Source organism: Pseudomonas sp. WS 5411 (genome assembly GCF_012985595.1).
In the GTDB taxonomy this organism is placed as follows: domain Bacteria; phylum Pseudomonadota; class Gammaproteobacteria; order Pseudomonadales; family Pseudomonadaceae; genus Aquipseudomonas; species Aquipseudomonas shahriarae.
Window position 1 is genome coordinate 1 of record NZ_JAARMC010000021.1, and the last position, 12849, is coordinate 12849.

General features: G+C 52.9%; 10 protein-coding genes and 1 other RNA gene. 4 read left to right on the forward strand and 7 right to left on the reverse strand.

Annotation, left to right across the window (positions count from 1 at the left end):
• The 4 genes from HBR93_RS21460 to mobI form a co-directional block, all read left to right on the forward strand.
• The coding region (locus HBR93_RS21460; protein WP_169961040.1) for a YadA family autotransporter adhesin at window positions 1–2228 on the forward strand (2228 nt) is incomplete at its 5' end.
• Window positions 2229–2308: 80 nt separating this feature from the next.
• Window positions 2309–3163 (forward strand): hypothetical protein, encoded by an 855-nt coding sequence (locus HBR93_RS21465; RefSeq protein WP_169961041.1) that lies wholly within the window; start codon window positions 2309–2311, stop codon window positions 3161–3163.
• Window positions 3164–3521: 358 nt separating this feature from the next.
• Window positions 3522–3908: a hypothetical protein gene (locus tag HBR93_RS21470; RefSeq protein WP_169961042.1), complete on the forward strand. Its 387-nt coding sequence runs from the start codon at window positions 3522–3524 to the stop codon at window positions 3906–3908.
• Window positions 3909–4809: 901 nt separating this feature from the next.
• Window positions 4810–5271, forward strand: coding sequence for a conjugative transfer protein MobI(A/C) (gene mobI / locus HBR93_RS21475; RefSeq protein ID WP_169961043.1), 462 nt, complete (start codon window positions 4810–4812; stop codon window positions 5269–5271).
• A gap of 384 nt (window positions 5272–5655) precedes the next feature.
• Here the strand turns inward: mobI and HBR93_RS21480 are convergent, their stop codons facing one another.
• From HBR93_RS21480 to HBR93_RS21515, 7 genes are all read right to left on the reverse strand, one after another.
• Complete coding sequence (locus tag HBR93_RS21480; protein WP_169961044.1) at window positions 5656–6021, reverse strand: hypothetical protein; 366 nt, start codon at window positions 6019–6021, stop codon at window positions 5656–5658.
• A 564-nt stretch (window positions 6022–6585) separates the two neighbouring features.
• Complete coding sequence (locus HBR93_RS27065) at window positions 6586–7044, reverse strand: hypothetical protein (protein WP_262377352.1); 459 nt, start codon at window positions 7042–7044, stop codon at window positions 6586–6588.
• A gap of 499 nt (window positions 7045–7543) precedes the next feature.
• A complete protein-coding gene (locus HBR93_RS21490) occupies window positions 7544–7924 on the reverse strand; it encodes a hypothetical protein (RefSeq protein ID WP_169961045.1) in 381 nt (126 codons plus the stop codon).
• Window positions 7925–9976: 2052 nt separating this feature from the next.
• The gene (locus HBR93_RS21500; RefSeq protein ID WP_169961047.1) at window positions 9977–10225 is read right to left on the reverse strand and encodes an AlpA family phage regulatory protein; all 249 of its coding nucleotides are present in this window, start codon (window positions 10223–10225) and stop codon (window positions 9977–9979) included.
• Window positions 10226–10685: 460 nt separating this feature from the next.
• Window positions 10686–11891 carry an integrase arm-type DNA-binding domain-containing protein gene (locus tag HBR93_RS21505; protein ID WP_169961048.1) on the reverse strand — a complete coding sequence of 402 codons (1206 nt, stop codon included), beginning with the start codon at window positions 11889–11891 and terminating at the stop codon, window positions 10686–10688.
• A gap of 173 nt (window positions 11892–12064) precedes the next feature.
• Window positions 12065–12458, reverse strand: a transfer-messenger RNA (tmRNA) gene (gene ssrA / locus HBR93_RS21510).
• A 102-nt stretch (window positions 12459–12560) separates the two neighbouring features.
• Window positions 12561–12845 carry a hypothetical protein gene (locus HBR93_RS21515; protein ID WP_057440183.1) on the reverse strand — a complete coding sequence of 95 codons (285 nt, stop codon included), beginning with the start codon at window positions 12843–12845 and terminating at the stop codon, window positions 12561–12563.
• Window positions 12846–12849: the final 4 nt, after the last annotated feature.

The window sequence follows — 12849 nt, forward strand, 5'->3', positions numbered from 1 at the left end:
GTGACGCTGCAGCGCCTGGTGCAGCACAGAAGCTGAGCAACTTGGCGGCGGGCACCTTGTCGGCGACGTCTACCGATGCGGTTAATGGTTCACAGCTGTTTGGAACCAACACCCAGGTCTCCAACCTGGGCACTGCAACGGCCAGCAACCTGGGTGGTGGGGCAACTTATGACCCTGTCACTGGTACGGTCAGTGCACCGAGCTACACAGTGCAGGGCAGTCAATACAACAACGTCGGCGGAGCCATTGGTGCGGTCGACGGTAATCTGACGACTCTCAACAACAGCATCAGCAACGGTTCTGTCGGAGTGGTGCAACGCACCAGCACGCCGGATGAGACTGTACTGACCGCAGCGGGCGGTGACGCTGCAGCGCCAGGTGCTGCACAGAAGCTGAGCAACTTGGCGGCGGGTACTGTGGCGGCGACGTCTACCGATGCGGTTAACGGCTCGCAGCTGTTTGGAACCAACACCCAGGTCTCCAACCTTGGCACTGCAACGGCCAGCAACCTGGGTGGTGGGGCAGCTTATGACCCTGTCACTGGTACGGTCAGTGCACCGAGCTACACAGTGCAGGGCAGTCAATACAACAACGTCGGCGGAGCCATTGGTGCGGTCGACGGTAGCCTGACGACCCTCAACAACAGCGTCAGCACCGGTACTATCGGGGTGGTGCAGCGCACCAGCACGCCGGATGAAACCGTACTGACCGCTGCGGGCGGTAGCGCTGCAGCGCCAGGTGCTGCACAGAAGCTGAGCAACTTGGCGGCGGGTACTGTGGCGGCGACGTCTACCGATGCGGTTAACGGCTCGCAGCTGTTTGGAACCAACACCCAGGTCTCCAACCTTGGCACTGCAACGGCCAGCAACCTGGGCGGTGGTGCAACTTATGACCCCGTCACCGGTACGGTCAGTGCACCGAGCTACACAGTGCAGGGCAGTCAATACAACAACGTCGGCGGAGCCATTGGTGCGGTCGACGGTAGCCTGACGACCCTCAACAACAGCGTCAGCACCGGTACTATCGGGGTGGTGCAGCGCACCAGCACGCCGGATGAAACTGTACTGACCGCAGCGGGCGGTAGCGCTGCAGCGCCAGGTGCTGCACAGAAGCTGAGCAACTTGGCGGCGGGCACCTTGTCGGCGACGTCTACCGATGCGGTTAATGGTTCACAGCTGTTTGGAACCAACACCCAGGTCTCCAACCTGGGCACTGCAACGGCCAGCAACCTGGGTGGTGGGGCAACTTATGACCCTGTCACTGGTACGGTCAGTGCACCGAGCTACACAGTGCAGGGCAGTCAATACAACAACGTCGGCGGAGCCATTGGCGCGGTTGACTCCAAGCTCACGGATCTTTCCGGTAGCGTAAACAGCGGTAGTGTCGGAGTGGTGCAACGAAGCAGCACGGCGAATGAAACCGTACTGACCGCAGCGGGGGGCAGCGCTACAGCGCCTGGTGCAGCACAGAAGCTGAGCAACTTGGCGGCGGGCACCGTGTCGGCGACGTCTACCGACGCCGTTAACGGTTCGCAGTTGTTTGGGGTTCAGAGTACCGTCAGCTCGATACAGAACGGTACCGACGGCATGTTTCAGGTTAATAACAGTAGTTTGGCAGCCAAACCTACAGCGTCTGGTACTGACTCAGTAGCCGGTGGGGCAGGTGCAATAGCAACCGGTAGTAAAAGTACGGCTATAGGCTCTAAGGCAAAAGCTTCGGGACAAAACTCAATAGCCGTGGGCAGTGGGGCCAATGCTTCAGCTGGGAGTGCTGTTGCCATTGGTGCGAACTCTACTGCGGATCGTGACAATAGCGTATCCGTCGGTTCTGCTGGAAATGAGCGGCAAATTACCAATGTAGCCGCAGCGACTCAAGGTACCGATGCAGTGAACTTTGATCAGCTTAGCAAAAGTGTCTCTGGTCTAACCGATATTTCAAAATCTTACACTGATCAGCGCTACTCCGAACTTAAGAATGATCTAAAAAACCAGGACGACACGTTAAGTGCTGGTATTGCGGGGGCTATGGCTATGGCGACTTTGCCTCAGCCTTACTCGGCAGGAAAGAGTATGACCTCACTGGCTGCCGCCAACTACCGTGGCCAATCGGCGATTTCGTTCGGATTTTCCAGAGTCTCCGATGATGGTAAGTGGGTGACAAAGTTGCAGGCCAATACGAATACAAAAGGCGATGCGGGTGTTGCAGCAGGGATAGGATATCAGTGGTAAACATGTCCTGAGAGGATGTTGGTTGTTGCCAGGCCGCGCAGGCGGCCTGGTTTAAAGTTGAAAATCAAGAGCGATATACTATGTACCAAAACTTGATTGGCAAAGGCCGGTTTAAAATCGCGTTAATGTTCTCAGTGTTGAGTGGCTGTGGATATAGTAGTTCTGATCAGCGCGATAGCATAGAGTTTTCTGCTTTGCCAATTATACAGCGTGCAGTTGCTTCGCTTGTTCCGATGTTCGGTGGGCAAAACAATGACGTGGTGATGAAAGTTGTATGTGCTCTTGCTCGAGAGCAGCAGTCACCCGAACAAATCTCAAAAATTATGAAGGAGCAAGGCGTAGATCTGTCTAGCGTTCCTTTACAAGGCCACCCGCTGTCTTTATTGGTGAACAGGGACGCCGCCGAAAGGATTTCGGCGTGTGCAGCCTATGTTGCGACGTCCGTAATGAAAATTCCAAGTTTGAATGACATTGTGATTGATTACAAAGAGGGGATGAGCGCAGGTGATAATTCGGAAAGAATTGATCCGGTTAAGTTGGATCAGCTTCTTGGGAGGCAATTGGCTATCGCGAAATCTAACTCAGACGTCTATGCTTTAATTGCTCGGGAGCTGAAAAGAAACCAGGGAAAAACTCTTGTGCAGTATGACGAGCAAGCTAAGCAATTGTTCAAGAAAATCGCTCCGGTATATTTGCGGCGAGTTAAAACGTTCGCTGAGATGGAGCAGGGGCAAAGCCATACTCTTGAAGAGCTATCCAATAACACATTTAAATTTAAAAGCGGCTCAGGTTATAGGTTTGAACTGGGTTATGATGGGCTTTACCTTGCTTTAAATAAATCCTTATGGTTCGGCGGTAATGTGATGATTGGTCAAAAGTATCGGCTGAAAGTAAATTACTTTGAGCCGGCACTACTTGTTTTTCCAAGAGAGTAGTTGGGGTAATAATAAAAATAAATTGGGTGATAAGAGGCGGTGTTGTTTGAGGTTGATTTGATTTATGACTGCACTCTGGTTGTGAAGCTAGGTCTGTACCTTTAAAAATAAGGATTTTTCAAAGGGGATGTCGTTCGCAGGGAGGGGCAAATATCATGTTTTTCTACGTGGCATGCAAGTTTTATTTTGTGATGGTTGGATTTTTTTGAAGGTAAGTTTCAGTCTTGATAAGGATATATCGTAACCCGTGAAAAGCTTTAGGGGTACATCTGGTAAAAAGCTGTTCGATCATTGAGGTTGCTCGTACGGATATTAATAATATAGCTAGCTTGGTTCGTGAGCTTGATGGGAATTATCAATGCAAAAAAAACAGCTGCGCATAATTATTTTTGATCATCAGCACTTTAACTGCCTTTATATTGAAAGGATGCTAAACTGTTTGGGTTATTATAGGGTTGCGCCAGTGTCGATATATGAAGAGTTTGTGAGGATTATAGAGAACGCGGTTTTACCTATTGGTTTGGTGATCTACAATGTGCAGGATTGTGAAAGGCATAATCATTGTGGTTCATTTGTTCGCAATAGTTTTCATGTGGAAAATTTTATGCCTTACAATGAGGCCGGTGAATTTTTTGTGGTTGGGAAAAATCAGCGCTCTTCTGAGGCCGGCTATTCGCTTCTTCCTGATTTTTTTACCTTAAGAGATAAAATTGAAGCTATCGAGTCACTCTCGCTTAAAAAATGATTCTGTTGTTTTAAATCTAAACTTCTTGCATGCTCGGAAATTTCTTCGCCATGCAGCAGTTCGGCGAACGAAATAACATTGGTTGTAATTTTGTTACAGTCAAGGCTGCGTGCAACGCTAACAAAATCGTAGTCCGATGCGAGGGTTTCTGCTGTCGACAGAAGAAAATTGATCTGAGTCATGTTCAGAAACTTAAATCGGGCCTTGTGTTTGCTTGGCATAACATCGTTTGCCATCGCCTTGACGCCACTGGCGTCGACATGCACAAGGAATTCTGTATTGCACCTTACTGAATCGCTCCTGATTTCATAGACGCGTTCAATTCTGTGACTTTTACCAATAAGTCAGTTCTGAATGATGGAAGCGGGTCGGAAGCCGCCTGACCCGACCGGCGGCTTTTGGCCGATCCTGTTGAAAAAGTCGGCTTCGAATTCCACGGCAGAAAAGTACGCACCTGAGATTTAAATTTGAGTTTCGGGCAGAAGATTCAGGACTTGGATTTCACGTAGCAGCGTGCAAAAGAGATGTTTTCGTTCATCAATATTCGAGCGCTTTGGGAAAACCGACTTTTTCAACAGAATCGGCCAATTTCTGCCTGCCGTAACTGGCAGAAGTCGGCCAGTTGCAGCTAGGCGGGTATACACACCCGCTCGCTATCATCTGCTTGTTCAGCCGAGGGTCAAGGCTGCCGTCGTCATCTATTGTGCATCCTTTGCACGTTATGTTTTTCTGCGACTGACATGTCGTCATCCGTTGATCATCTGGCGCGAGGTAGGGTGACAGCCTGAGCCAGACTACCCACTTTCGGTAGATTTCCGACGGTAGAACGGTCTGAAATCGAATTCCGCGTGCTCAGAGATCGGTCACCATTTTGGCTCTTACAGCGAAGAGAGTCTTGGTCATGAGTAAAGAAGTACAAACGATAGTTACCCTGCTGGATCATCAGTACGAACAGCTGCTTGCGGACGCGAGATGCCTGGCCGCAAGCTACATGGATGCGTCCATGAAGATATACAAAAAGACCGGGGTTAAATCTGTAGTGGCTGCCGTTTCAATCAAGCAAACGAGCCCGAATGCGTACTCAATCTACTGGTGCAAACTGGTGCCACTGCAAGGGCAAAAAAACAAGTTCGCTCCCCTGACTATTTCCAAAGGCAACGGTAAACACAAATACCCGGCTTCCTCATTTGAGTTTGTTAAAACCCATTACCGGCGCCTCGTTTTACAGGTTGAGGAGCGTCTGGCTGAGATTCGCAGCATCGCCAGTGAGAATCGTCAGCTGCGTCGGACGTTGGTCGCCTATGAGAAAAAGCTTTCTAGATATCAAGCGCTTGATCATGGCAACCTCTGCTCTGAGGAGTAGAGTGTGTGCACACTATAAGCAGTGCAAACCGTATCTGAACCGACTTCAATACCCGAAAGTCCCGTGCAGCTTGGGCTGACGGGGCTTTCTCGTATCAGCAGTGAACTCCGGCGAGACATGTTGCTGCGCTTGGTCGGGACAGACGTCGGGTGCGGGCTATAAGCAGTGTAATGCGCTAAATCTACTCGCTGTAAGCCAGCAGGCCCGCGCACGCGGGGGGGCGCGCAGGCCGTATGTGCTATTAGCAGTGACGCTTATGACCAAGTCAGTCGGCCAACTGTGATCGGTATTAGTAGTGAAAGGCTTCACTTTCATAAAATAATCTTTGGTAGGTGCCGGCCTAGCTGGTACCCGTGTCGCGTAGCGGGTTGTGACGGTAACGCGCTATCCCTCACTGCCTCGCTGCTGTTCGAATGAAATGCGGTTCATTACGCACATGGGGATGGGGTAGCCCTGGATGTGTGTCTTGAAGGCTTCGTTGCCTGCGATCACCATGATGCAGGATAGGCCTCTGCGGAAGCGCATTCCTCGTCCCGAGCAATTGCGTGGGATGATCTCCCATGATTCGTCGTCGTAGTAACAACCAACGATTTCTGACCAGTGCGATTGGATGCCCGCGCCCATGATGCCTACTGGGGTCAGGCAGAAAATTTCTACCTGGGTTTCCTGCCCAAGAGGTACAGCATAAATCCGACCGTTTGGTGCAATAGGTGGGAAGTACTGCCCGTTACCAAGGTGACGAAATTCCATGGTGCTGCTCCGAGATGAGGTCGCTAGACACTCTCCGGAAGCTTTCGAAAAACCCAAGATGAGATGCTGCCTGCGAGTCGGCGCATGGGTTTTAGTGTAATCGGCAAGCTAACTTGTCACATGGAGGGCGTGCATGTCGCTGATCTAAACGCTTCGGCGCTCCGGTCACTTTCGCTATGGTGCGGAAATTGAAAGCCCTCCCGAAGTCATCTGATCACCTCATGGGTTTGGGGGAAATACGCGTAGCGCAGCGGTAGATTGCCTTACCGATAGATTTGGGTAAGCGCCCGCAGCCAAGAGGCAGCGGGCAGTTCGTTGCAGGTATCTGGCCGTTCCGCTGAAGGCTCAATCGTCGCTGTGCTTCTTGTCCAGGTACGCTGCGACCATATAGCCAATTACACCTGCGATAGTCAGCGCACTGATGACGGCAAGCACGGCATATACAAGCAATTCAAAGCGATCCATACCCTGACTCCTTTAATTCGAGCTCTGCCAAGGTTAAGGGCGTCTGATCCAATCCCAAATCTGCTGTGTGATGGCTTAGCGACTGGTACCGGTGGCTTCCTACCTCAGGTTGGCTCGGGCACCGACGTACGCATCAGTTTCCCAGATACGCTTATTCCCGAGCTCGTAGGCGACGTTATTCCGGGCCTCCAGATCCTCATCGTTGGGAGCTTTGCCCCTAAGAATCGGGGCGTGGTGACCAGACAATCGCCGGTAGAGCTCGCAGGCATATGCCGCGCGACAATCATCAATGTTTAGTCCGTGAGAAAGTAAAAGCTCTTGAGCTGCAGGTAGGCTCTTTAATTTCCATGTACGCCAAGCTGCTGGCGTCGCGTGACTGCTGCCCTGAAGTTTTTGAAATGCCGCGGCCTTCTCCAAAATTACAATTTGCTCAGGGGCAGAAATATTAACGATCCGATGCTCATGCTTATCTTTGCTGAACACATAAAAGATATTCTCTTCTTTGGCGTCCTTTTGAGCATCTTCTGCGTCGAAGTAAAAAGCCTCAAGCATTGACATGCCGAGGTATCGAACTAGACGTGATTAACGTTGCTAGCTGCTCTGAGTAGAAAGCCTGAATATCCATCATCGCGGATTCAAACTTAGTTCGGTCAAGACTGCGCGGCACAGTAATACGTGCGTGGCTTGGGAAACCAAGACGGCTATCGACGTTAGCAGCTGCGCCCTTCCAAAGGCCATCAGTTGCGAAGCCCATCACTGAATATACAGTCTCAAGCAGGACCGACACGCTTTGCAGCGGAAGATTCCCTTGGTATGCCTGGATGTAGAGCTCTTCCCCGTACTCCCTCACCAGTTTTATTGACGAGTTCCAGGATATCCACCTCATGGGACTACCTGGCATAAACACTAAACTGCGCCCATTGCTGGTCGTGGATCATGGCCTCGTGATGACTGAGTAGCCCGCGCCGGACTGCCTCCCCGAGTATTGCCGAGCCGGCCTTGGTCAAGTCCCGATCAAAATGTGATTGGAAACTCTGCTTCATGGTCATTCCTCCATTCAGCTCAGGTGCTGAGCTGCTAAAGGAAATGTTGAGCGAGAAAAAATATCCTGGGCTTCGTTTTCGATCGCATTTAGCGCCTGAAATTGACGAGCGTAAGCGAGCTGGACTGCAATATGCTGATCGAGCCCAAAGACCCCAGGCATCTTGAAATCGGAGAAGAGCGATTCGAGGCTTGGGACTCGGCAGGGGTCGACATCACAAAAGAATCGTACTGGTAGGACGGCATTGCGCGCGCTGATGCTATCCAGTGGAAAGCTGCACAACATTTCATTCAGGGTGATTTCGATATCGTCTTCGACGACGACGGCGCCGGTGAGGCTGCGGATCTTGTCTGTTTCAAGGAGGAGTCGGATCGTATCCGACTTGCGCTGATTCACTGCAAATATTCCGGAGGAGATACCGCCGGCGAGCGCGTGAAGGATGTCGTGGAGGTCTGTTCCCAAGCGATCAGGTCTGCCAAGTGGAAATGGCGCTTTTCTGAGCTCGGCAAGCACATGCAAGGGCGCGAGGATCGGTTGCGCTCTCTAAGCCGTCCAACGCGCTTACTTGCTGGTAATGGGGTGAGGCTAAATGATTTGATCAAGACAGCGCGCTTCAAGCCCATTGAAGCCGAAATTCTCATTGTTCAACCGGGCCTATCTGCGGGTAGTCGTACCGCTGATCAAAATCTTGTGCTGGCAGCTGCTGTGGCGTACCTCAAGGAGACGATAGGGTGTGATATGGACATTGTATGCAGTGAGTAGCAGCCGTCCGCAATCCCATCTTCAGTATCCCCTGCAATAAGGCAATGGTATCCAGAAGAAATGACGTGGACACCATTAGCCTTATCGCAAGGATCGCCATGCGCCAAAACGCGTCTTACCCCAAACCCTTCAAGACACTTGGCCTCCCGTTTGTTGGGAGAGCGGGCACTATCACGGAGCAACTGATTGCGATTTAGGCCGCTTCAGTATTTTGAGAAGAGACTCCAGGCGTTTTCTGACCTCGTGGTTGGGCGGTAGTGATTGTGATGACTCTGACGCCGTATTAGGGCCCATAAGCGCTTCTCCTGGCTCCGGGGTGTGCGCTAGCTGCAGAGCCAAACGGCTGGCTATCGCCGGCCTTATACGTCCTAGACGCACAGCATCTGAGATGGCAGTCTGTCTACGATCTGACGCGTGTCCTTGACTGAGTAGCCATTTGACAGGAGCTACCTCACTGCGGCTGTCAGCTACTAGGCGTTGATAGGCGTTCAGGAACGCCATTCTCGCACCTACCGCATCTCCTGCATTGAGCACTGGGCGGGCTGCACCCAGTGCGAGCAGAATTTCCTCTGTGAGGACAACGCTGTCGTCCTCATCCGTTGCTGTCACTGCTATTGCCCATGCCTCGTTCGGCTCAGGCCTACCGTCCAGTTCGTGGAGCTGTTGTTGTATTGCCGCAAGAGTCAGCCTACCCGTCAATGTGCGGCGGCACGCGAGCAGAGCACTTCGAATTTCCTCGGCAGGATATTTGACGAGATCCTGAGCGAAAATTCTCGCGGCAGTCGGACTGATTGTCTGACCAAGCGCCTCAGCGGTTGCGCAGATGGCGGATGCCAGCGCTGCTTGCTGTTCAGAGGAAAGCATTTTGATCTCCCCCTTGGAATGTACGGCTTGCCATCTCCGCTGAATTGAGGTTTGCCTGGGTTGCCTCCATTTGCCTAGCTGTAGTCGAATTTATCTGCTGCCCAGTTGCCCACTGGGTTCGGTAGGACTCCGCTCGTGCTAGCAGGTCGCTCAGGCTGTGGCAATTGTTCAGAATCCGTGCGTCATTGATCGCGATGTAGAACGCAGCGACTAGCGGGGCCTCATCGGGGCCAAGTCGGTCGATCAGGTGACTGATCTGTCCAGCCGCTTTGCCATTCCAGACAGGCCAGACCCTATAGCGCCCGATATAGGCCTCAGCGTACTGACGCCAGGTGAGATAGGTTTTGCTATTTGTGGATATCGGCCCGGGTCTGGCTACTGTTGTATTGATGTTCTCCTGTATTGCCGTGACGGAGAGCGCTCTAGCTGTTTGGGGGTTACCTGATGGTTCTATGGGGGTTATGAGTGAAGCTGCTACGGGGTGCGGGTGCACTGCCTGCGTGGGGCGGGTGAGAGGTTTGGCAGCTGGTTTGTCCTCAGCTGCGTAGTCGTTAGTGCTGCGTAGTGAATATCCTGCAGGGTGCACGCTCAGCATTGAGGAGCGGCCATGTCGGAGTTTTCTGGTGACTAGCCCCGCATCTACCAGCCACGCAATCGCGTTCTGAACGGTTCGCTCAGAGAGGCCCGTACGTGTAGCTGTGTGACGTACAGATGGCCAGCAGCGCCCGTTTTTATCTGCCTGGTCGCCCAGTGAGATGAACACGAATTTGGTAGTGGCGGGAATCCCGTGGAGTTTCCAGATAGCGCGCGTTATTTCGTTGCTCATTGCTCGCACTCCGTCGAAATAGAGGCGCGGAGCTGCACACGCGGGCGGCTCATAATCCAGGCAGATATCTCCGTGCTGAGCCAGCCAACCGTTCTGCAACTGCCCAGATCATATGGTGCTGGGAATTTTCCTGCGGCTATGTCGCGATATATTGTCGATCGCTTTTTACCTACCGCTAATTCAACCTCGGGCAGGCGGAGGAAGCGCGGTTCATCGGAGTGCTGTTTTAAATTTTGTGCTGACATTTAGAAAATGCTCAGGCAGTGACGTTGCAGCAGTCCTCAAGTGCTGCAATACGCAAATGTGTTGGGAGTGGCGCTCGGATTTTCCTGATGGAAAGCAGGGGCGTCTGTCGGGCCTCGTGTTGCGGGCCTCCGAGATGTATTGCCGGCGGCAGCTGTGCGCATGACAGCTGAAGCTGTGTCTTTGGCGTGGGGGAGAGGAAAGACCCTGCGGGTACGGAATAGGAGTCCGTACGTTTCTTTAGTAGCTTTGTTGCTGACGAGCAGGTGCAAAAGGACCTGCGAGATGCTGGCGATACCCTGACGAGGTAGCCAGAAAGTCCATTTGCTAACAGCAGATGGACTTCGGATTTTTAACGCCGTAACCGGGGCAGCGTGACGATCCCACGGAGTCCTATGAACGTCCGAAGGATGCTAGATTCTTACCAAGCGGGGATCGGTATTGCAAGCCCAAGTTATGAGCTTAGGCCTTAATAGCATCTAGGTAATCTGACCAGCGCTGCATCATGTCGCGCCGTTCAGGCAAAAATGAGGTTCGGTCGTACGCACGCCCCAGTGGATTTTTTACCGTGTGAGCAAGCTGATGCTCCAAGAGATCGGGGCGAAAACCCAATATTTCCGCGCCTATGGTTCTCGCTGTCGCACGAAAGCCGTGTCCAGTCATTTCGTCGCCGCTGATATCCATGCGGCGTAACGCGCTGAGTACGGCATTGTTGGACATCGGCCGGTCGCCTCCTCGTGCCGAGGGAAAGGCGTATCGATGTCTGCCGGTGAGTGGTTTCAGCTCGCGCAGAACAGCGATTGCTTGCTGGCTCAGGGGAACCAAATGATCCGGGCGATCCTGTTTGGTGACAGTGAGCCCTTTCATCTTGTGGCCGGGAATCAACCACTCGCCAGCATCCAGATTGACCTCCGACCACTCCATGTGCCGCAGATCACCGGGCCGGCAGAACAGCAACGGGGCCAACTTCAACGCACAACAAACAGGCATCGTTCCGCTGTAGCTATCCAGTGCTTTAAGCAGTGCGCCGAGTTTTTCAGGATCGGTCACGGCGGCAAAGTGCTTCACTCGCTTGGCTGGGAGCGTACGTGAAAGATTGCCAATCTGGTTGGGTGGGGTGATACCGGCAGCTTCGGCGAACTCGAAAATCTGTTTGTAGATTTGGGCTACACGGCGTGCAGTCTCGCGAGCACCGCGCTTGATGATGCGCTGTAGGTTTTCGACCAGCATGGGTGTGCTGATGCTGCTGATCGGGAGTTTTCCCAACCAGGGATAGGCATTGAGCTCAAGGCGCTGCCGCACCGTGCGGGTGTACTCCGGATCCCAGGTGGATTCGCGAATAGTGAGCCATTGCTTAGCTACCGATTCAAAGGTGTGTTGGTGATCGAGCTGGCTGACCATCTTGGCCATACGCCGTTGCAGCGAAGGGTCTTGGCCGCTTGCAAGCTGAGCACGAGCGTCATCACGCTTGCGACGTGCCTCCTGCAGGCCGACCTCAGGATAAACACCAAGCGCCAGGCGTTTTTCCTTCCCCAGAAAACGGTATTTCAAGCGCCAGTAGCGACCTCCGTTGGGCTGCACTTCAAGGTACAGGCCCTGTTCGTCGTACAGGCGATAGGGCTTGTCCTGGGGCTTGGCGTTGCGGCAGTTGGTATCTTTCAGGGGCATTGGGGGCACATCCTCTCCGAGCGAGCTGATGAGCGTTTTATGCCCCCATATATGCCCCCGTCAACTGTGGGATGCCCTGGGATCAGGTGGGAAAACGCGGGCAAGAAAAAAGCCGTAAAGCTTTGATTTCTCTAGGCTTTACGGCTTTTCTGGGTCTTCCTGGGAAGACTAAATGGTGGAGCCGGGGGGATTTGAACCCCCGTCCGCCAGTACTCTGCTGTCGGTACTACATGCGTAGCCGTTTCTATTAAGTTAACCCTCAGCGACCCGAAGGGCAGGGTGCTTTGGGCGAGTTGTGTAAGTTTTAGCCGCTTCGTCCACAACGTACTGCACGGCGATTCTGTTCTATATGACAATCACTTTGGGTTTACAGACATCCCCTGGTGATTGCTGGACCCGAAGGTACCAGGAGGGAAGGGCTAAGGCTGCTTACGCAGCGAGAGCGTATTCCCCGTAGGTTTCGTCATTGGCAACTATAGAAAGTTGCAACAGTGGATTTACGAGTTCTGTTACCAACTCGGCATGCACCTAAAGGTTCGCAACCGGCGTCGAATCCTAAACGGCCCCGTGCTTGTTGCTCGATGTGATCGTGAGCGACAAGCCTGCGCAGTGTACGTCAAACGGTCACAGAAGGCCAACCCGAAAGGTTGGCCTTGAGCGGTTGGCGGGTTATGGATTGCCGCCTTTGTCCAGGTTCTGCAGGTCTTGCAGGGCTTTGGAGGTGATCTCGATACACTTCTTCTCATCACCGGCTGCGTGGGCTGCTTTGGCTTGGGAGACGGCCGTGTCGATCTCGCCGCTTTTGCCACTGGTGTCCGTGGCGAGCAGTGCTTTGCCGTTGTTGATTTTATCCAGGTTGATCTGGCACAGATCTGCTTCGTTGCCTGCGGCAAACACGGGGGAGGCCAGCATCGCAGCGGTAACGAATACACCAGCCAGTACGGAACGTTTCATGGGT

Bases quoted from the DNA above. Each gene is read 5' to 3' on its own strand.
- HBR93_RS21465 (WP_169961041.1), top strand. From the start codon at position 2,309: ATGTACCAAAACTTGATTGGCAAAGGCCGGTTTAAAATCGCGTTAATG.
- HBR93_RS21470 (WP_169961042.1), top strand. From the start codon at position 3,522: ATGCAAAAAAAACAGCTGCGCATAATTATTTTTGATCATCAGCACTTT.
- mobI (WP_169961043.1), top strand. From the start codon at position 4,810: ATGAGTAAAGAAGTACAAACGATAGTTACCCTGCTGGATCATCAGTAC.
- HBR93_RS21480 (WP_169961044.1), bottom strand. From the start codon at position 6,021: ATGGAATTTCGTCACCTTGGTAACGGGCAGTACTTCCCACCTATTGCA.
- HBR93_RS27065 (WP_262377352.1), bottom strand. From the start codon at position 7,044: ATGTCAATGCTTGAGGCTTTTTACTTCGACGCAGAAGATGCTCAAAAG.
- HBR93_RS21500 (WP_169961047.1), bottom strand. From the start codon at position 10,225: ATGTCAGCACAAAATTTAAAACAGCACTCCGATGAACCGCGCTTCCTC.
- HBR93_RS21505 (WP_169961048.1), bottom strand. From the start codon at position 11,891: ATGCCCCTGAAAGATACCAACTGCCGCAACGCCAAGCCCCAGGACAAG.
- HBR93_RS21515 (WP_057440183.1), bottom strand. From the start codon at position 12,845: ATGAAACGTTCCGTACTGGCTGGTGTATTCGTTACCGCTGCGATGCTG.